Origin of the sequence: Devosia ginsengisoli (genome assembly GCF_007859655.1) — a bacterium.
Taxonomy (GTDB): Bacteria; Pseudomonadota; Alphaproteobacteria; order Rhizobiales; family Devosiaceae; genus Devosia; species Devosia ginsengisoli.
Genome location: NZ_CP042304.1, coordinates 3,170,045 through 3,187,593, shown reverse-complemented (window position 1 = coordinate 3,187,593; position 17,549 = coordinate 3,170,045). Strand labels below are relative to the sequence as shown.

Sequence of the window (17,549 nt, the reverse complement as noted above, 5' to 3'; positions counted from 1 at the left end):
CTATCCGAGGTTGAAGCGCCGGGGAATGTCGGCGAAAGCCTCGACCACCTTGTCATAGGCGTCGCGCTTGAACGGGACGATCAGGCTGGGCAGGCGGCCCAGCTTCTCCCAGCGCCAGGCGTCGAATTCGGCGGGATGCTTGCCGCCGCCGGGATTGAGGACATCGATATCGTCGTCCTTGCCGGTAAAGGCGAAGGCGAACCAGCGCTGGCGCTGGCCGCGATACTTGCCCTTGAGCGCGATGCCGAGCGCATCATCGGGCAGGTCGTAGTAGATCCATTCCGGCGCCTCGGCCAGCAGGCTCACGGCGCTGATGCTGGTTTCCTCGTGCAGTTCGCGCAAGGCGGCTTTCAGCGGATCCTCGCCCTTGTCGATGCCGCCTTGCGGCATCTGCCAGGGGGCGCCCAGTTCGGCGCTCTGCTCGGGGTCGCCTTCGGCCTTGCGCCGGCCGATGAACACATCGCCCTGCTGGTTGAAGACGGCAATGCCCACGCAGTCGCGATAGGGCAGGGATTGACGGTCGGGGCGGGCAGGCATGGCAAAACTCTATTTCATCAGGGCGCTGGCCGGTACCAGCACGATGCCCTTGCTTTCAAGTTCGCGCGACCATTCGGTGACGGCCGCGACCGATATGGGCAGCGCGCTGACAATACCGACTGCCTGGCCGTTCTCCAACGCCCTGGTCTCAAGGCTGGCAAGCGCTGCGAGAATGGCCTGGCGCGACGGATTGCTGTCGATCACCAGGTCGGCGCGCGAGAAGGGCACCTTGTTGCCACCGGCCAGCTGATTGGCCAGCGAGCGGTTGGACGAGCCGTCATCGAGATAGCCGAGCCCGCGGGCTCCCAGTTCTTCCATGACGGGCGAGAAATCGGCGGCCGAGGCGGTGAAGCGGGCGCCCATATTGTTGATGACACCGACATAGCCGCCGAAGCGCGCCATCAGCCAGAACAGCTTTTCGAGATTGGCCCGCAGCGGCTCGCCGGTCAGCAGCGTCTGCGGACCGGGGTCGTTCTGGGGAAAATCGAACGGCTCGAGCGGGATTTCGAGCAGCACTTCATGGCCGGCCGAGCGGGCCGCCGCCACGGTCGTGGTCAGCGTCTTGCCATAGGGGGCAAAGGCCAAAGTCACCGCGTCGGGCAGTTGGTCGATGGCGTCGAGCGAGCCCTGCTCATTGATGCCCAGGCCCGTGACCACAACAGCGATCATGGCCATGCCGCTGGTCGTTGCCGGATCGACCGGGCGGGCATAGGCGGCAAACGGGGTCTGCCCCGTCGTCGATATGCGCGGAATGGGGCCGGCGCCGGTTTCCTCGCTGAGCTCGGGCAGGGCGCCGAAAATGTCGGGCAGGCTGGCAATGGAGCCGGCATCGGACGTGCCCGATGGCACGCTGGTGATCGAGCTGCCGGCGGGAAATTGCTGGGGGTCGGCGGTGATGGTGACCGGGCCTGTGCTGACCTGGTTGGCCACTTCATTGCTGTTGCGTGTCGAGGCGATGGCCACTTCCTGGCTGGGGCGGCCGCCATTGGGATCGTCGGTCAGCACCAGGCGCAGCACGAAGGCAACGGCAATGAGCGCCAGCACGGCGAACAGCGTGCGCGCGACCGGCAGATGCGGACGTTGGGACCCGGACTTGCGCTTGCGCCCGGTCAGCGGCGTCGTCAGGTCATTGGCCATCGATCATGGGTTCCACGATGCAAAAGCAGTGGGGGCGAGGCAGCGAATCAGCCGCCTCGCCCCCACAGGGTTCATAGCACAGCGGTCCGCCCGCCGTTATTCGGCCACCGCCGGGAAAGCCGGATCGGTCTCGCCGCCATCGATCAGGCGGATGGCATATTGCAGCTGGGTGTCCTCGGCCTTTTCGGCCGGAACGTAGACCGAAGAGCCGACGCTGGTTTCTTCCTGGCCTTCGATGGTGATGTGGCCGGCCAGCCCCGCTTCGCCGATGATCTCGTCGCGGCCCTGGAATTCCTCGGGCACGACCTGCTTGATCTCGATGTCGGGGGTGATGCCCAGAGCCTGGATCGAGCGATTGTTGGGCGTGTAGTAGCGGGCCGTGGTCAGCCGCATGGCGCCATCCGGCCCCAGCGAGATGATCGACTGCACGCTGCCCTTGCCGAAGCTGCGCGTGCCGACCAGCGTGGCGCGCTTGTGGTCCTGCAAGGCGCCGGCGACGATCTCGGCAGCGGAAGCCGAGCCGCCGTTGATCAGCACCACCAGCGGCACGTCGGCTATCATGGCGTCGAGCGCATCGGGCTGGGCGTCATAGCGGGCGCTTTCCTCGGGAATACGGCCGCGCGTCAGCACCACCGCACCCTGCTTGAGGAAGGCGTCGGCGACATAGACCGACTGGTCGACCAGTCCGCCCGGATTGTTGCGCAGGTCGAGGATGATGCCCTTGGGCGCCACGCCGTCACGCTCGGCATAGATGTCCTTGATGGCCTTTTCGATGCCGACAAAGGCCTGCTCGGAGAAGCGGCTGAGCCGCAGCACGGCCACGTCGCCCTCACCTTCGGTCTCGCCGCCTTCCATGCTCCAGCGCACGGCGCGCATGGCGATGACGGCGCGGGTCAGCTCGAATTCGAGCGGGTCGGTTACGCCTTCGCGGAACACGGTGATCTTGATCGAGCTGCCGATCGGTCCCCGCATCTTGGCCACGGCTTCGTCCAGGGTCAGGCCCTGCACCTGCACGCCGTCGATCTCGATAATGAGGTCGTTGGCCATGATGCCAGCCTTGGCGGCGGGTGTATCGTCGATGGGCGACACCACCTTGACGATGCCCTCTTCCATGGTGACTTCGATCCCCAGACCACCGAATTCGCCCGAGGTATCCTCGCGCATATCGTCATAGTCTGCCGGGGGCAGATAGCCTGAATGCGGGTCGAGCGAGGTCAGCATGCCCTGGATGGCGGCGCGAATCAGCTCCTTTTCATCCGGCGGATCGACATATTCGGCGCGGATGCGATCGAAGATTTCGCCGAACAGATTGAGGTCCGCATAGATCTCCAGCGGGTCACGCGGCGCCGCGGCATTCTCCTCCGGCGTGGGTTCGGGCTGCTCGCCGCTGGGTGCCGGTTCGGCAGGCGGGGTCTGCTCCTCGGTAGGGGCAGGCACCGGCGTTTCCTGGGCGACCAGCAGGCCGGCAGGCAGCGACAGCGCCAGAATGATGGCGGCAACGCGAAGGGAGGTCAGGCGCATGAGGGTTCTATCCACTCTGTGTCGGGTTTGCCCACCATCCGGTCGGATCGACGGGCTCGTTGTTATGACGGAGTTCAATATAGAGGGTCGGCTGGGCGGCGCCAGCATTGGTGGTTATCGAGCGCCCAATTGTGCGTGATCCCATGGTGCCAAGCGGCATACCCATCTGCACGAATTGGCCGATATCGACAGTCACGGTTTCAAGGCCTGCAAGCAGGGCGGTGTAGTTCTGCCCCGTATTGAGAATGACGATCTGGCCATAATTGAGGTAGGGGCCCTTATAAAGCACCCAGCCGTCGGATGGCGCCACCACCTGGGCTTCGGCACGGGTGACCACGGATATGCCGTGGCTGATGCCGCCGAAGCCATCACCGGCGCCATAATCGAGCACGTTGACGCCATTGGTCGGCATGGTCAGGTAGCCGCGGACGGCTGCAAAGGGAAGGGCGGGCTCGGTGCGGGCGGAATTGGCCAGCGCGACCCGCACCTGTTCGGGCGTCAGCAGGGGCGCATCCGGATCGGCGGCCGGGGTGGCCGTGGAAACCGAGCTGGCCCGTTCCGACAGGCTGCCGATCAATTCCTGCAGCGTCGTGGCGCGGGCGGCGAGGGCGACGGCCTCGGCTTCCTCGGCGGCCAGCTCATCGCTGCGCACTTCGATGCCTTGCTTGCGGGCGGCGATCAGCGTGGCGATGCGCAGCCGCTCTTCTTCCAGCACCGCGTAATTGGCCTTGAGCGTCGCCTCTTCTTCCAGGGCCTGCAGCTTGATGTCGGTCAGCGCCTTGAGGTCCGCTGTCACCGCATCGGCCTTGGCGCGCAGTTGCGGCACGATGGCGGCTATGAGAATGGCGCTGCGGGCCGAACCCAGCGCGTCGTCGGGGTCGACGATCAGGGCCGGCGGCGGGTTGAGGGTGATGCGTTCCAGCGCCGCCAGCACATTGGCGATTTCGGCATTGGAGCCGTCGAGCCGTCCGCGCACTTCAAACTCGTTGACGATGAGGTCCGACAGGCGCTGCTCGACATCGGCGACTTCGATTTCGGCCAGGCTGACACGCTGGGCGGCGGCGATGAGCGCTGCATTCTGCCGCGTGCGGTCGCCTTCCATCTCGGCGATTTCCGCCTTGAGCTCCTCGATGCGCTCCTGGCTGAGCGTCAGCGACGCTTCGATCTCTTCGAGATCGGCCGGCGTGGGCACGACGGGTCCGGCAGGTGTTTCGGTTGCCGCAGGCTCGGCGGGCGCTTCCGTGGCTGGAGCGGGCGTTGCAGCCGGCCCCGCTTCGGCGGGCGTGGCCGGGGGCTCGGTCTGGGCGAGCAGAGGCAGGTTTGCCGCGCCGGCCAGCAGCAGGCCAGCCAGCAGGATTGTCAGTCTTTTGCCCGGCCTCAGCGCCATGACGTCTCCAGCAGGCGCACGCGCCCGAATCAATCGGGCCACAATAGCAAGACGCCCGCAAACCGCAGGTTAACACTGCTTAACCATGACGTGATTGCCGGCAGCTCAATCGCCACGATGATAGGGGTGACCGCTGAGGATGGTGGTGGCGCGATAAAGCTGTTCGGCCAGCATGATGCGGACCAGTTGGTGTGGCCAGACCATGGGCGAAAAGCTCAGCACCAGGTCGGCCGATTGCACGAAGGCAGGATCCAGCCCGTCGGCGCCGCCGATGACGAAACTCACCGCCGGGCGGCCGTCGTCGCGCCAGCGACCGAGCTGGTTGGCGAAGGGTTCCGAGGCGATGGATTTGCCGCGTTCGTCCAGCGCGACCACGATGCCATCGGGCAGGGCGGCGCGCAGGGCCTTGGCCTCGTCAGCCTTGCGGCTGGCCGAGGAGGAGGCGCGGGATTCATTGAGTTCGATGACGTCGAAACCAACAAGCGCCAGCGGCTTGCCGCCGCCGGCAGCCCGATCGAGATAGCGGGCAACCAGTTCCCGCTCCGGCCCGGCCTTCATCCGGCCGACAGCCGCAACGGTTACCCGCATGTGCGCCGGCTAGTGGGCGTCGGCGGCGAAGTCCGCCTGCCACATCTTCTCGATATTGTAGAATTCGCGCACTTCGGGGCGGAAGATGTGGACGATGACATCGCCGGCATCAACCAGGACCCAGTCGCAATGCGGCAGGCCTTCCACGCGCGGCTTGCCGTAGCCGGCATCGCGCAGGGCAGTGATCATCTGGTCGGCCACCGCGCCGACGTGGCGCTGCGAACGGCCGGAGGCCACGACCATGTGGTCGGCCAGCGAGGACTTGCCGGTAATGTCCACGGCAACGATCTCCTCGGCCTTGGCATCGTCAAGGCATTCAAGGATCACATCGATCATGGGGCGTTCCGGGGCCGCGACGGGCGCTTCGGACTTGGTGACGGTGTTCTCGGGCAGCGCGGCCATCAGCAATGGCCTTCCGCCCATGCCAGTGCATGGGTCATGCGTGGGGTCAGCATCCTTGGTTGTTGATCGGAATGTTGCAGGCGTTTGGCAAACGGCAAGCAGTCAGTTCCTGTTCCGGTGACTAAAAATCACACGCTTCAATATGCGCTTTACGTGACAGTTTCGCAAGATTGGGGCGTCACTTTGGCTTAACGTGTTGCCGGCCTGCCCGTATGGCCGACGAGGAGAGCGGCGATTGCCGGCCATGGAGGTAGACCCAGGCGGGCGGCGGTAGTGCGGCGAGGCGGGGGGCGTCATCCTCATCGATGCGCCAGCGCGCCAGGTAGCTGGCGGCCATCGAGACCGGTGCCAGCCGGCTGGAACCGGGGCGGACATAGACCGCCATGGGCACCATGGCCGCGATTTCCCGCCAGCGCTCCCAGCGGTTGAAATCCACCAGGTTGTCGGCGCCCATGATCCAGACGAAACGGCGGTCGGGCATGGTCTTGGTCAGGAAGAGAACCGTCTGCCAGGAATAGGTGAAGCCATGCGCGGCCTCGAAGCCGGTGACGCGGACCTTCGGGTGGTCGAGCAATTGCCTTGCAGCCAGCACCCGGTCGGCCAGCGGCGCGAGATCATTGTGGTTCTTGAGGGGATTGCCCGGTGTCACCAGCACCCAGAGCGCATCGAGTTCAAGCCGGCGCAAGGTCTCCTCCACGACGAGGCGATGGCCCTCATGGATGGGGTTGAAGCTGCCGCCGAACAGGCCAATGCGCATGCCGCTGCCAGATGGAGGCAGTTCGGTAATCCCGGCAATGCGGATGGGATGGCGCAGGGTCAATAGGGGTCAGGGTCTCGTCTGGCCATTGCCGCGGACGCGGTATTTGAAGCTGGTGAGCTGTTCGACGCCAACCGGGCCGCGGGCGTGCATCTTGCCGGTGGCGATGCCGATCTCGCCGCCAAAGCCGAATTCACCGCCATCGGCGAACTGGGTCGAGGCGTTGTGCAGCAGGATGGCGGAGTCGATCTCGTTGAAGAATTTTTCAACGGCGACAGGGTCTTCGGCGATGATCGCCTCGGTGTGATGGCTCGAATAATGCTCGATATGGGCGATGGCCGCCGCAACATCGTCGACCACTTTCACTGAGATGATGGCGTCCTCGTATTCGGTTTTCCAGTCCTCCTCAGTGGCCCTTAATGTTAGCGGACTGTTAGCATTGACCACAGCATCGCCGCGAATTTCGCAGCCTTTGGCCATGAGCGCGTCAAGGATGGGATTGAGGTGGGTGCCGACCACGTCCTGGTGCACAAGCAGGGTCTCGGCGGCGCCGCAAATGCCGGTGCGGCGCATCTTGGCGTTGAGGGTGACGTTGACGGCTTTTTCGAGATCGGCGCTCTTGTCGATATAGACATGCACCAGCCCTTCGAGATGGGCGAAGACCGGCACGCGCGCTTCGTCCTGCACGCGAGCGACCAGCGTCTTGCCGCCGCGCGGCACGATGACGTCGATATTGCCACCCAGCCCCTTGAGCATTTCACCCACGGCGGCGCGGTCCGTGGTGGGGACCAGTTGCACACATTCCACCGGCAGGCCGGCCAGATGCAGGCCATCGAGCATGCATTCGACGATGGCGTGGCTCGAATGGAAGCTGTCGCTGCCGCCGCGCAGGATCACGGCATTGCCCGACTTGATGCAGAGCGCGCCGGCATCGGCCGTCACATTGGGGCGGCTTTCAAAGATCACGCCGATGACGCCGAGCGGCGTACGCACGCGCTCGATATGCAGGCCATTGGGCCGGTCCCATTCGGCAATGGTGGTGCCGACGGGGTCGGGCAGTTCGGCAATGGTCTTCACCGCCTCGATAATGCCGTCGATGCGGGCATCTGATAGCAGCAGGCGGTCGAGAAAGGCCTTGGAAATGCCCTTCGTCTGCGCCGCTTCCATATCCTTGGCATTGGCCGCGAGGATTTTCTTGCGATGCGCATTGATGGCGCCGGCGGCGGTCAACAGGGCGGTGCGCTTCTGCTCCGATATGGCGATGGCCAGAGCCCTGGCGCCAATGCGGGCGTTGCGGCCGATTTCGGCCATGACTTCGGTGACGGGCTTTTCAGCTTCAAGCGCGCTCATTGCTGTCCTCCATAGTGCCCACCAATACCAGATTATCACGATGCACCATGGCGCCGCGATTGCCCGAGCCGAGCAGTTCGATCACCGCATCGCTGCGCTTGCCGATGACCAGGCGCGCATCCTCGCTGTCGAATCCGGCCAGGCCCCGGGCGATTTCCATGCCATCGGGATTGAGCACGGCCACGGTATCGCCGCGCTCGAAGGCGCCGGTGACTTTCGTTACGCCGATGGGCAGCAGCGACTTGCCGGTCAGCAGGGCCCGCGCGGCGCCGGCATCGACCGTCAGCGTGCCTGATACCGCCAGCGTGCCCATGATCCAGCGCTTGCGGGCCTGCGCCCGGCTCTGGGCGGCATGGAACAGGGTGTGGCGGGCGCCTTCGGTCAGGGCCTTGAGCGGATGGCTCTCGGTGCCCTTGGCGATGATCATGGCGGTGCCGGCCTGGGTAGCGATCTTGCCGGCCTCGACCTTGGTGGTCATGCCGCCGCGCGACAGGTGGCTGGCCGCGCCGCCCGCCATGGCCTCGATGGCTGGCGTTATGACCTTGATGTCAGGCAGGTGTTCGGCATCTGGGTCCTTGGCGGGAGGCGCCGTATAGAGCCCATCGACATCGGAGAGCAGCACCAGGCAATCGGCCTCGATCATGGTGGCGACGCGGGCCGACAGGCGGTCATTGTCGCCATAGCGGATTTCGGCGGTGGCGACGCTGTCATTCTCGTTGATAATGGGAATGGCGCCGAGGCCCAGCAATGTCGCAATCGTGGTGCGCGCATTGAGATAATAGCGCCGCTCTTCGGTAATGTTGGGCGTGATGAGAATCTGCCCGGTGACGATGCCGTGCCGGCCCAGTGCTTCGGCCCAGGCCTGGCTCAGGGCAATCTGCCCGGCGCTGGCGGCGGCCTGGCTCTGTTCCAGCGTCAGCGCCACGGCGGAGAGACCCAGCAGACCTCGCCCCAGCGCGATGGCGCCCGAGGAAACGATAACCACGTCGCGCTTCTCGGCCTTGAGCGCGGCGATATCGGCGGCCAGGTCAGCCAGCCAGGCGGCGCGCAGCTTGCCCTTGCTATCGACGAGCAGGGCAGAGCCGATCTTGATGGTCAGACGCTTATAGGGCGCGAGGGCATTGGCGCTCATCAGGGGGCCCAGTTCGGCTCGGTCTTGCGGCGGGTGGCTTCGAGCCTGGCGGCCTTTTCGGCATCCAGCGTCTCGATCACGCCATAGAGCACCTGGTCGACGCCCTTGCCGGTGACGCCCGAGACCAGCAGCACATCCTGCTTGCTGAGCTTTTTCAGCAGTTTGAGCTTTTCCTTGAGGTCGTCGGGCTCGATGGCGTCGATCTTGTTGAGCACCACCAGTTCCGGTTTTTCCGCCAGTCGCTCGTCATAGGCGGCCAGTTCGTTGCGAATGGTCTTGTAGGCCAGCTTCACATCGTCCTGCGTGCCGTCGATCAGGTGGATCAGTACGCCGCAGCGTTCGACATGGCCAAGGAAGCGGTCGCCGATGCCCGCGCCTTCGCTGGCCCCTTCGATCAGCCCCGGAATATCGGCCAGCACGAAATCGCGTTCGCCGATCGAGACGACGCCGAGATTGGGATGCAGCGTGGTGAACGGATAATCGGCAATCTTGGGCTTGGCGGCCGAGACGGCGGCGAGGAAGGTCGACTTGCCGGCATTGGGCAGGCCGACGAGACCGGCATCGGCGATCAGCTTGAGGCGCAGCCAGACCCATTTTTCCGTGCCAACCTGGCCGGGATTGGCATGGCGGGGCGCCTGGTTGGAGCTGGTCTTGAAATGGGCATTGCCGAAGCCGCCATTGCCGCCGGACAGCAGCACGACGCGCTGGCCCACCTCGGTCATGTCGGCGATCAGGGTTTCGTTGTCGTCCTCGAAAATCTGCGTGCCGACGGGCACGCGCAGCACCACGTCGGCGCCATCGGCGCCGGTGCGCTGCTTGCCCATGCCATGGGTGCCGGTCTTGGCCTTGAAATGCTGCTGGTAGCGATAATCGATCAGCGTGTTGAGCCCGTCGACGCATTCGATGACCACATCGCCACCGCGCCCGCCATTGCCGCCATTGGGACCGCCGAATTCGACGAATTTCTCGCGCAGGAACGACACGGCGCCGCCGCCGCCATCGCCGGAACGGACATAGACCTTGGCCTGATCGAGGAACTTCATTTGCTTGAGGCCTTCCAGGTTCTACCGTGTTGCGTTTCCGGGCCGCAAAACCGGCTGCCACTTTTGCTGGAAACGCTCGCGCGTCATTATCGTGTCGATATGCTCCACCTCGGCGCCGCGCGCAAGGCAGAGCAGGGTGGAGCGGCCGGTTTGGGTAAATCCGAGCTTGGTCTGGATGGCCAGCGAAGCCGCGTTGAAATGGAACACGCCGGAATAGACGGCTGGGATGTCCGAGGCGGAAAACAGCCAGTCGAGGCTGGCCGCGACCGCTTCGGTCATGATGCCGCGGCCCCAGAAGGGGCGGCCCAGCCAATAGCCGATAATGGGGCCGTCAGGGCCGCGATGAAAGCCGACCTGGCCGACCATGCCGCTATCGGGCAGGTCGATGGCGAAATTGGTTTCCTCGAGCGGCAGGTTGGGCAGGCGGGTGCGCAGCCAGGCCCGTGCATCGCTCAGGTGATAGGGAAAGGGCACGCGTGCCAGATTGCCGGCGACCTCGAAGTCGTTGAGGTAGCGGGCAATGGCTTCGGCATCGCCAACCTGGGGCTGGCGCAGGATGAAGCGGGGTGTGCGCAGGGTGACATTCATGCCGCAAACTCCAGCCGCATCTGCATGACCCGCTGGCCAGCCAGTGTGCCCGCTTCATCAACAGTCTCGCCGGTTTCGATAAAGCCGACTTTGCGCAACACATTGCGCGAGCCGGCATTGCTCAGCAGGGCGCGGGACTGCAAAGCCGGGCAACCTGCTTGCCGCGCGGCGATGACCACGGCATGGGCGGCCTCGGTGGCATAGCCGTGGCCCCAATAGGGCTCGCCCAGCCAATAGCCCAGCGCCGGTGGCGACCCATCGGCGAAGGTCAGGCCAACAATGCCCATGAATGTAGCATCGCCCAGGATGGCGTAGCACAGCTCCTCGGGGCTCGGGACGATCTGCTCGATGAAAAAGCGGGCGTCGGTCTCGGTATAGGGAAAGGGTAGCCGCGACATGACTTCATGGATGCGCCGATTGTTGGCCAATCGCGCGATATCGGAAGCATGCGCCAGGGTGGGCATGGCCAGCACCAGGCGATCCGTCGTCAGCGTGGCGGGAAGGCTGTCCTTGAGAGCGTCCATCTGCGGTCTGCCTGAATGCGAAAAGGGGAACCGGCGAACCGGTTCCCCTTCAATTTCGCTTGCTGCGAACGCGAGCCGGGGAACTGGTCACCGGCTGGTTCGAAGGACCTGCCGGACTATTCGGCGGCCTCTGCCGGGTCGACGGAAACGAAGACCTGCGAATTCGCACGGGTGCGGAACGACACGGAGCCGTCCACGAGTGCGTAGATGGTGTGATCCTTGCCCAGACCGACGCCGGTGCCGGGATGCCACTTGGTGCCGCGCTGGCGGATGATGATGTTGCCGGCGACGACAGCTTCGCCACCGAACTTCTTCACGCCGAGACGACGGCCAGCGGTATCACGACCGTTGCGGGATGAACCGCCTGCTTTTTTGTGTGCCATGGTGCGGGCTCCTTACTTCGTCTTGTCTTCGGCCTTGTCGGCCACGGCTTCCTGGTCGACCTTGGCGCGCGGGGGCTTGCCAGCGACCAGATCCTTGGCCTGGGCAACCCATTCGTCGCGCTCGGCGCGGCCACGCAGGTCGAGCTCTTCGTCGAACTTGGCGATATCGGCCTTCTTCCAGGCGGCGATCTGGGTGAGGCTGGTGACGCCGGCGGCGTTCAGCTTCTTTTCCAGCGCCGGACCAACGCCACCGATGAGCTTGATGTCATCGTTGAAATCGGCGGCAGGCTTGGCGGCCTTCTTGGGCGCAGCGGCCTTGGCTTCGGTCGCGGCTTCAGCCTTGGGCTCTGCCTTGGCCTTGGGAGCGGCCGCCTTGGGGGCAGCAGTCTTGGTTTCAGCGGTCTTGGCTTCAGCCTTGGCCTTGGCGGGCTTTGCCTCGGTGACGGCATCGGTCTTGGTCGCGACGCCGGCAGCCTTGATGGTCGGCTTGGCGCCGCCGGTCAGGATTTCGGTGATGCGCACGGTCGACAGCAGCTGGCGGTGGCCGTTGCGGCGACGATAATTGTGGCGACGGTTCTTCTTGAGAATGATGACCGTCTTCTGCTTGCGGGTCTCGAGCAGTTCGGCAGCGACGAGCGCGCCTTCGACGAGCGGGGCACCGACGGTGTCGCCAACCATCAGCACCTGGTCGAAGGTGACGATGGTGCCGGCTTCGGCATCGAGCTTTTCAATCTTGAGAACGTCGTTGGCGGCAACCTTGTACTGCTTGCCACCGGTCTTGATCACGGCGAAAGTCATAGCATAACCGGGAGCGTCAAACGCCCGGTCCCATTGTGTCGCGCTCTGTGGCGCCGCAGGTTTTTGGCCCTTTTCCTGCGGACTTCGAATGGATGCCGGTGCGAACCGGCGGCCAGCCTCGAACAGCGTTTTCAAACAAAGAAAAGCGCGCCAGCAGGGCCAGCGCACGTTTCGTGGGCGCTTATCGGGGCAAACGCCCCAAGAGTCAAGGCTTAGCTCGAGCCTTCAGGCGCCGCTCGCATACCAGTCGCGCAGGCGCACCTCGGTATGGTCGCCCACCGTTTCCAGCGGCGCCAGATCGCTGTCCCCATAGTGATAGGGATAGGCGATGGCCGGCTTGAACGTATTGATGGCCTGGGCTGCCTGTTCCGGCGTCATCGTATAGGGCAGGTTCATCGGCAGGAAGGCGACGGCGATATCGGTCAAAGCCAGCATATCGTCGGTCGGCTCGGTGTCGCCGGCTATATAGACCTGCTTGTCGCCCAGGGTCAGCACATAGCCATTGCCCACGCCCACCGGGTGATACTGCATGCGGTCTTCGGTGATGTTGTGCGCGGCAATGGCGCGGATGGCGATGCCATCGAGGCTGGTATCCGCGCCATTGGCGATGGCCGTCGCATTGGCCTTGAGCGCCTCGGGCAGCTTGTCGAACACTTCCTGGCTGGTGAGGATCGGCGCCGATCCGGCAATGGCTTCCAGCGTCGGCACGTCGAAATGGTCGCCATGGCCGTGGGTGACGAGAATGGCGGTTGGCGGCGGCAGGCCCTCATAGAGCGCGGCGCCGCCGACCGGATCGGCGTAGATCACGGCGTCGCCAAAGCCCAGGACCAGGCTGGCATGATCGACCGGATGGATGATGATGTCGCCATCCGATGTGGCGATGGCGTCGCCCTCCAAAGTCACCTGCTGTGCCCAGGCGGGCATGAATGATAGGGTTCCGGCCAGTGGCAGCGTTGCCAGTCCGGCCACGACGTCGCGGCGCTTTACCATCGGATCCTCCCTTGATCGCCAGCTTGCGTTCTTCGAACGCAAGTGAAGGCGGCGGAGTTCACTGTTGCACGAAATCGTGACGATCATCGGGCACCTGTGCCGCGAGGCGCTGCCGCAATGCCGTTGCCGTCTCGGTCTCCCGACCCAGTACTGCCGGCTTGTGCACTGATGTCCAGTCGGCCAGCGACCAGACCGGCGCATTGGCCGAAATGGCGGCCAGTGGCAGATAGGCATCGGCCGGATGCCCGACGCCATCGACCAGCACTGAGATGGGCCTGCGCCGATATTCCTCGCCCTCAAAGGCATCGAGCACGGCCAGGTCGAGGTGGGACAAGTTGTCGAGCAGCAATCCGGGCGCCGCTTCGTCGCCGGATGCGACCAATGCCGGATAGACCCGTCCGGGATGCACCACGGCCCGAAATCCGGGCGCCACGGCCCGGCGCAGGCCGGCCACTACCACCGGTCGCCCCAATACGGCGCCCAGCACATCGGCATCCTGCAGCGTGCCATAAATGAAGAGCATGGACCGGGTCCAAAGGCGAATGAAGCCCACAACAGGTGTTGCGGGGCTTTCATTGCTATGTCATAAGCCCGCCCGTGTCGACCAGCCGGCACCCTTCCGGGTGCCCCAATCGATCTCGCGGAGAGATGGCAGAGTGGTTGAATGCACCGCACTCGAAATGCGGCATGGGGGCAACTCCATCGGGGGTTCGAATCCCTCTCTCTCCGCCAGTCGACCTTCCAAAAACTATATGACCAGCTTTTGAGAAGGTTGTCCGAGCGCTGGTTTCGGGTTGTTTCCGAGGCCTGCTTGGCACCAGGCACGACAATCAATCTAATTTCGATGGTATCCCGACGGTCGAAATAGCGAGAGTGGCTACGTTCGTTCTTGCTGCAAATCCGACGCATCATTGCCCTGCCTAGACAGCTTGACGACGGGTACAAGGGATGCCGTCATGCGGCTGGGTCGACATCGTGTAGCAGTACGCTGCGGGCCGCGCTCGCCAGCAGAGTGGCGGCGACGAGTTGTTCTTCGTCAGGCGTGTTCAGGTAAATCCGCAGCGAGACCGCGTTGGAGGAAGGGCTGTTCGATTGGGATGAAACCCCGAGCGATTGGTCCGATGCTTTGCGATCGGGGTCGGCCGCAGCCTGGTCGGCGGAAGCCGGCAGGCGTTCGAAATGGGTGATGCCGAGCGCCGTGAGCCGCACAACTACGCTTTCGGCGTCGCCGAGTGTAGCAAAGACGCCGATGGCAACGCGCCGACGATTACGATCCAAGGTCTTGCCTCCCGTCCTCAGTGCATGTTGCCTTCGCACTGCGCCAGAAGACGCAGGCGATCGATGTCGCGTACGACGAAGTTGCCCCGATTGGGCAGGTCGATGACCCGCATGGCTTTGAGCCGCGTCATGTTGCGGCTGACTGTTTCGATGGTGAGGCCGAGATAATCGGCAATGTCCGCCCGACACATGGGCAGCGGTAACTGGCGGCCGGTCAGTGGGCCGGCGCTCTTGCCGGCCATGGTGAGCAGGAAGCTGGCAATGCGCTCGATGGCGGTCTTGCGGCAGAGCAGGATGGAGAGATCCTGCATGTTGGCGACTTCCCCGCCGGCCACTTCGAGCAGTTTTTCGCCCAGTTCGGGCCGTTCGCGCATGGCACGCAGCAGCGAGGATTTCGGAATGGCCCGCACGCGGGTCGTGGTCAGCGCATCGCAATCGAAGCGATAGGTGTCGCCATGGCCGAAGCCGACAATGTCGCCGGCAAAGGCGAAGGCCACGATCTGCCGCCGGCCATCGGGAAAAATCTTGTAGGCGCGGACGGCGCCGCTGAGGATTTCGTAGAAGCCGGTGGTTTCATCGCCTTCCCGGAACAGGGGATCGTAGGGGGAGAGCAGCCGCACGCCGCCCGAGCCGATGGCGCCCATGGCCGACGTTTGAGTCTCAACTGCCAATGCGATAGTGGAAAGCTGCATGATATCTGCCCCGGACCCTCAACGTCCTGTCGTCGTTGTGGCCATATAGACACCGGTCATGTAAGCGCCGTGCGGGTGCTTCGTACTGAATTGTAACGCTTTGTAACGGGACGGCGGATGGCGGAGGCGCAACATCACATTCTGGTCGTTGATGACGATGACCAGGTGCGGCGCATGCTGCGGCGCTGTTTCGAGGATGAGGGCTATCGGGTATCCGAGGCCACGGACCAGGCCGGGGTGAATGCCGCGCTGGCCGGGGATATCGATCTCATCACGCTCGATCTCAACCTGGGTGGCACGGACGGGCTCACCATTGCCCGCGCGGTGCGGCAGAGCCGGGACCTGCCCATCATCATGATCACGGGCAAGGGCGACATGATCGACCGCATAGTGGGGCTCGAAATCGGCGCTGACGACTATATCGCCAAGCCCTTTCACCTGCGCGAAGTGCTGGCGCGGGTGCGCTCGGTACTGCGCCGGGCCGGGCCGCGCAGCGAGCGCGCGCCCGCGGTATCAGCCGGCACGCGGATTGGTTTCGACGGCTTCGCGCTCGATGTGGACCGGCGCGAGCTGAGCGGGCCCGACGGGGCGGAAATCCGCATCACCAGCGGTGAATTCGACCTGCTGGTGCTGTTTGCGCGACATCCGCATCGCGTCTTGAGCCGCGACCAGATCATGGACCTGCTCAAGGGGCATGACTGGGCGCCGAACGATCGCAGCATCGACAACCAGATTGCCCGGCTGCGCAAGCTCATCGAAGCCGACAGCGACCAGCCGCGCCTGCTCAAGACGGTGCGGGGAACCGGCTACAGCTTCACTCCGAAAAACCTCACACCTTGAGGGCCTCGTCGATGGCCGAAGCCAGATCGGCCATGCGGTAGGGCTTGCGCAATATCCGCAGGTCGGCATCGGGCTTGACCTGATTGCCCGCCAATTCCTCCGCATAGCCTGACGTCAACAGCACCGGCATGTGCGGATAAAGCTCGCGGACCTGCTGGCGTAGCTCATAGCCGGACATGCCGCCGGGCATCACGACATCGGTAAACAACAGGTCGACCGCCTTGCTCTTCAGCAGTTCCAGCGCTTCGGTGCCACTGGCGGCGGCAAGTACGGTATAGCCCAGTTGCGAGAGCCGGGTGACGGTGAGCTTGCGCACGCGCTCGTCGTCCTCGACGGCCAGGATAACCTGGCCGCCGCCCGGCATGGCGGTGAGATCGTCGGCGCCATGCAGGCGCACCGGTTCGACGCGGTGCCGCGGCAGATAGATGGTAACCGTGGTGCCCTTGGCTTCGACGCTTTCTATCGTGGCCAGGCCCCCTGACTGTTTGGCAAAGCCATAGATCATGGACAGCCCCAGCCCAGTGCCCTTGCCCTGTTCCTTGGTGGTGAAGAAGGGCTCGAAGGCGCGTTCGCGCACGGATAAGGGCATGCCTGCGCCGGTATCGGATACGGAGAGGCGGACATAGTCGCCCGGTGGCAGGCCATCCAGCGTGGCGGACATGTCGGCGTCGATGGCGGCATTGTCCGTCTCGATCAGCAGGCGACCGCCTTCGGGCATGGCGTCGCGTGCATTGACGGCCAGATTGACGATGGCGCTTTCCACCTGAGACGGATCGACCCGCGCCGACCAGAGATTGGGCGTCAGCGCATTGGAGAGGTAGATGGTCGCCCCCAATGTGCGGTGCAGCATATCGGTGAGGCCGACCACGAAATTGTTGAGATTGACGCTTTCCGGCTCGAGGTGGGAGCGTCGGGCAAAGGCGAGCAGCCGCGCGGTGAGGCGGGCCCCCAGATCGGCCGCTTCCAGCGCCTCGGTGGTCAATTCGCGCTGCAGGGGCGTGGTGAGCTTGCCCTCGAGCATTTCGAGATTGCCGATGATGACCGTGAGCAGGTTGTTGAAGTCATGGGCGATGCCGCCGGTCAGCTGGCCCATGGCCTCCATTTTCTGCGCCTGGCGCAGGGCCATTTCGGTGGCCTTGTGGGCGGAGAGATCGTGGATGATGCCGGTGAAATGCACCCGCCCATCCATTTCGAATTCGCTCACGGCCAGATGCATGGGAAACAAGGTGCCGTCGCGCCGCCTTCCGGTCACTTCGCGGCCGATGCCGATGATCTTGCGGCGGCCGGTCGTGCGGTAATTGCGGATATAGCCGTCATGCTCGGAGTGATAGGGCTCGGGCATGAGGAAATGCACGTTGCGCCCCAGGAATTCGTGCTGCTCGTAGCCGAACAGGCGCGCGGCGGCCGGATTGACCGTGGTGATGGTGGCCGAGCCGTCGATGGTAATGATGGCGTCGACCGCCGATTCCAGCATGGCCTGCAACTTGCGGGCTTGGCCAAGCAGGGAGGAATTGCGTTCTTCTAGGTCGGACACGTTGGGCTCGCCACTCTGGATCGTCGGTGAATCGTAGCGAGGCGGGGCGGCTGGCACAAACAAAAACC

The 17,549-nt window shown here is 64.3% G+C and carries 20 protein-coding genes and 1 tRNA gene; 2 read left to right on the top strand and 19 right to left on the bottom strand.

Translation table 11 applies throughout. The annotated features are described in order from the left end of the window. The 16 genes from FPZ08_RS15535 to FPZ08_RS15460 all read right to left on the bottom strand — a co-directional run bounded on the left by FPZ08_RS15535 (position 1) and on the right by FPZ08_RS15460 (position 13,660). Positions 1 to 537: an RNA pyrophosphohydrolase gene (locus FPZ08_RS15535; protein ID WP_146290843.1), complete on the bottom strand. Its 537-nt coding sequence runs from the start codon at positions 535 to 537 to the stop codon at positions 1 to 3. Positions 538 to 546: 9 nt separating this feature from the next. After that, the gene (locus FPZ08_RS15530) at positions 547 to 1,674 is read right to left on the bottom strand and encodes a divergent polysaccharide deacetylase family protein (RefSeq protein ID WP_146290842.1); all 1,128 of its coding nucleotides are present in this window, start codon (positions 1,672 to 1,674) and stop codon (positions 547 to 549) included. 96 nt (positions 1,675 to 1,770) lie between these two features. Further along, complete coding sequence (locus FPZ08_RS15525) at positions 1,771 to 3,195, bottom strand: S41 family peptidase (RefSeq protein WP_146290841.1); 1,425 nt, start codon at positions 3,193 to 3,195, stop codon at positions 1,771 to 1,773. A 7-nt stretch (positions 3,196 to 3,202) separates the two neighbouring features. Continuing rightward, positions 3,203 to 4,582 carry a murein hydrolase activator EnvC family protein gene (locus FPZ08_RS15520; protein WP_146290840.1) on the bottom strand — a complete coding sequence of 460 codons (1,380 nt, stop codon included), beginning with the start codon at positions 4,580 to 4,582 and terminating at the stop codon, positions 3,203 to 3,205. A 105-nt stretch (positions 4,583 to 4,687) separates the two neighbouring features. Then, positions 4,688 to 5,170 carry a 23S rRNA (pseudouridine(1915)-N(3))-methyltransferase RlmH gene (gene rlmH / locus FPZ08_RS15515; RefSeq protein WP_146290839.1) on the bottom strand — a complete coding sequence of 161 codons (483 nt, stop codon included), beginning with the start codon at positions 5,168 to 5,170 and terminating at the stop codon, positions 4,688 to 4,690. A gap of 9 nt (positions 5,171 to 5,179) precedes the next feature. Continuing rightward, positions 5,180 to 5,572, bottom strand: coding sequence for a ribosome silencing factor (rsfS, locus tag FPZ08_RS15510; protein ID WP_210246820.1), 393 nt, complete (start codon positions 5,570 to 5,572; stop codon positions 5,180 to 5,182). A gap of 178 nt (positions 5,573 to 5,750) precedes the next feature. Further along, the gene (locus tag FPZ08_RS15505) at positions 5,751 to 6,392 is read right to left on the bottom strand and encodes a nicotinate-nucleotide adenylyltransferase (protein WP_342780136.1); all 642 of its coding nucleotides are present in this window, start codon (positions 6,390 to 6,392) and stop codon (positions 5,751 to 5,753) included. 6 nt (positions 6,393 to 6,398) lie between these two features. Then, positions 6,399 to 7,679: a glutamate-5-semialdehyde dehydrogenase gene (locus FPZ08_RS15500; RefSeq protein WP_146290838.1), complete on the bottom strand. Its 1,281-nt coding sequence runs from the start codon at positions 7,677 to 7,679 to the stop codon at positions 6,399 to 6,401. Beyond that, positions 7,666 to 8,811: a glutamate 5-kinase gene (gene proB / locus FPZ08_RS15495; protein ID WP_146290837.1), complete on the bottom strand. Its 1,146-nt coding sequence runs from the start codon at positions 8,809 to 8,811 to the stop codon at positions 7,666 to 7,668. Before proB ends, FPZ08_RS15500 begins: the two co-directional genes overlap by 14 nt. Next, on the bottom strand, positions 8,811 to 9,854 hold the full coding sequence (gene obgE / locus FPZ08_RS15490; protein WP_146290836.1) for a GTPase ObgE: 1,044 nt from the start codon (positions 9,852 to 9,854) through the stop codon (positions 8,811 to 8,813). Before obgE ends, proB begins: the two co-directional genes overlap by 1 nt. 21 nt (positions 9,855 to 9,875) lie before the next feature. After that, positions 9,876 to 10,442 carry a GNAT family N-acetyltransferase gene (locus FPZ08_RS15485; RefSeq protein WP_146290835.1) on the bottom strand — a complete coding sequence of 189 codons (567 nt, stop codon included), beginning with the start codon at positions 10,440 to 10,442 and terminating at the stop codon, positions 9,876 to 9,878. Next, on the bottom strand, positions 10,439 to 10,966 hold the full coding sequence (locus FPZ08_RS15480; RefSeq protein WP_146290834.1) for a GNAT family N-acetyltransferase: 528 nt from the start codon (positions 10,964 to 10,966) through the stop codon (positions 10,439 to 10,441). The genes FPZ08_RS15485 and FPZ08_RS15480 overlap by 4 nt, the downstream gene beginning before the upstream one ends. Positions 10,967 to 11,082: 116 nt before the next feature. Further along, positions 11,083 to 11,349, bottom strand: coding sequence for a 50S ribosomal protein L27 (gene rpmA / locus FPZ08_RS15475; protein WP_146290833.1), 267 nt, complete (start codon positions 11,347 to 11,349; stop codon positions 11,083 to 11,085). Between the two features lie 12 nt (positions 11,350 to 11,361). Beyond that, positions 11,362 to 12,147, bottom strand: coding sequence for a 50S ribosomal protein L21 (locus FPZ08_RS15470; RefSeq protein WP_146290832.1), 786 nt, complete (start codon positions 12,145 to 12,147; stop codon positions 11,362 to 11,364). A 225-nt stretch (positions 12,148 to 12,372) separates the two neighbouring features. Continuing rightward, positions 12,373 to 13,137 carry an MBL fold metallo-hydrolase gene (locus FPZ08_RS15465; protein WP_186767034.1) on the bottom strand — a complete coding sequence of 255 codons (765 nt, stop codon included), beginning with the start codon at positions 13,135 to 13,137 and terminating at the stop codon, positions 12,373 to 12,375. Between the two features lie 58 nt (positions 13,138 to 13,195). Further along, a complete protein-coding gene (locus FPZ08_RS15460) occupies positions 13,196 to 13,660 on the bottom strand; it encodes a gamma-glutamylcyclotransferase family protein (protein ID WP_146290830.1) in 465 nt (154 codons plus the stop codon). A 119-nt stretch (positions 13,661 to 13,779) separates the two neighbouring features. Between FPZ08_RS15460 and FPZ08_RS15455 the strand changes: the two genes are divergently transcribed. Further along, a tRNA-Ser gene (locus FPZ08_RS15455) sits at positions 13,780 to 13,869 on the top strand. Between the two features lie 222 nt (positions 13,870 to 14,091). Here the strand turns inward: FPZ08_RS15455 and FPZ08_RS15450 are convergent. Together FPZ08_RS15450 and FPZ08_RS15445 are read right to left on the bottom strand one after the other, a co-directional pair. Further along, positions 14,092 to 14,415, bottom strand: coding sequence for a hypothetical protein (locus FPZ08_RS15450; RefSeq protein WP_146290829.1), 324 nt, complete (start codon positions 14,413 to 14,415; stop codon positions 14,092 to 14,094). A gap of 17 nt (positions 14,416 to 14,432) precedes the next feature. Next, on the bottom strand, positions 14,433 to 15,107 hold the full coding sequence (locus tag FPZ08_RS15445; RefSeq protein ID WP_146290828.1) for a helix-turn-helix domain-containing protein: 675 nt from the start codon (positions 15,105 to 15,107) through the stop codon (positions 14,433 to 14,435). Positions 15,108 to 15,224: 117 nt separating this feature from the next. Between FPZ08_RS15445 and FPZ08_RS15440 the strand changes: the two genes are divergently transcribed. Further along, positions 15,225 to 15,947 carry a response regulator gene (locus tag FPZ08_RS15440; protein ID WP_146290827.1) on the top strand — a complete coding sequence of 241 codons (723 nt, stop codon included), beginning with the start codon at positions 15,225 to 15,227 and terminating at the stop codon, positions 15,945 to 15,947. On the opposite strand, the gene FPZ08_RS15435 is transcribed toward FPZ08_RS15440, so the two are convergent. Then, positions 15,937 to 17,481, bottom strand: a complete 1,545-nt coding sequence (locus FPZ08_RS15435; protein WP_146290826.1) for a PAS domain S-box protein — start codon at positions 17,479 to 17,481, stop codon at positions 15,937 to 15,939. The two genes, FPZ08_RS15440 and FPZ08_RS15435, sit on opposite strands and share 11 nt — an antisense overlap. Between the last annotated feature and the right edge of the window lie 68 nt (positions 17,482 to 17,549).

What these genes read in the sequence shown, in the direction of transcription:
- FPZ08_RS15500 (WP_146290838.1), bottom strand. Translation starts at nt 7,679, where the DNA reads ATGAGCGCGCTTGAAGCTGAAAAGCCCGTCACCGAAGTCATGGCCGAA.
- FPZ08_RS15465 (WP_186767034.1), bottom strand. Translation starts at nt 13,137, where the DNA reads ATGGTAAAGCGCCGCGACGTCGTGGCCGGACTGGCAACGCTGCCACTG.
- FPZ08_RS15535 (WP_146290843.1), bottom strand. Translation starts at nt 537, where the DNA reads ATGCCTGCCCGCCCCGACCGTCAATCCCTGCCCTATCGCGACTGCGTG.
- rsfS (WP_210246820.1), bottom strand. Translation starts at nt 5,572, where the DNA reads ATGGCCGCGCTGCCCGAGAACACCGTCACCAAGTCCGAAGCGCCCGTC.
- FPZ08_RS15460 (WP_146290830.1), bottom strand. Translation starts at nt 13,660, where the DNA reads ATGCTCTTCATTTATGGCACGCTGCAGGATGCCGATGTGCTGGGCGCC.
- FPZ08_RS15445 (WP_146290828.1), bottom strand. Translation starts at nt 15,107, where the DNA reads ATGCAGCTTTCCACTATCGCATTGGCAGTTGAGACTCAAACGTCGGCC.
- FPZ08_RS15530 (WP_146290842.1), bottom strand. Translation starts at nt 1,674, where the DNA reads ATGGCCAATGACCTGACGACGCCGCTGACCGGGCGCAAGCGCAAGTCC.
- FPZ08_RS15525 (WP_146290841.1), bottom strand. Translation starts at nt 3,195, where the DNA reads ATGCGCCTGACCTCCCTTCGCGTTGCCGCCATCATTCTGGCGCTGTCG.
- obgE (WP_146290836.1), bottom strand. Translation starts at nt 9,854, where the DNA reads ATGAAGTTCCTCGATCAGGCCAAGGTCTATGTCCGTTCCGGCGATGGC.
- FPZ08_RS15440 (WP_146290827.1), top strand. Translation starts at nt 15,225, where the DNA reads ATGGCGGAGGCGCAACATCACATTCTGGTCGTTGATGACGATGACCAG.
- proB (WP_146290837.1), bottom strand. Translation starts at nt 8,811, where the DNA reads ATGAGCGCCAATGCCCTCGCGCCCTATAAGCGTCTGACCATCAAGATC.
- FPZ08_RS15485 (WP_146290835.1), bottom strand. Translation starts at nt 10,442, where the DNA reads ATGAATGTCACCCTGCGCACACCCCGCTTCATCCTGCGCCAGCCCCAG.
- rpmA (WP_146290833.1), bottom strand. Translation starts at nt 11,349, where the DNA reads ATGGCACACAAAAAAGCAGGCGGTTCATCCCGCAACGGTCGTGATACC.
- FPZ08_RS15520 (WP_146290840.1), bottom strand. Translation starts at nt 4,582, where the DNA reads ATGGCGCTGAGGCCGGGCAAAAGACTGACAATCCTGCTGGCTGGCCTG.
- rlmH (WP_146290839.1), bottom strand. Translation starts at nt 5,170, where the DNA reads ATGCGGGTAACCGTTGCGGCTGTCGGCCGGATGAAGGCCGGGCCGGAG.
- FPZ08_RS15480 (WP_146290834.1), bottom strand. Translation starts at nt 10,966, where the DNA reads ATGGACGCTCTCAAGGACAGCCTTCCCGCCACGCTGACGACGGATCGC.
- FPZ08_RS15470 (WP_146290832.1), bottom strand. Translation starts at nt 12,147, where the DNA reads ATGACTTTCGCCGTGATCAAGACCGGTGGCAAGCAGTACAAGGTTGCC.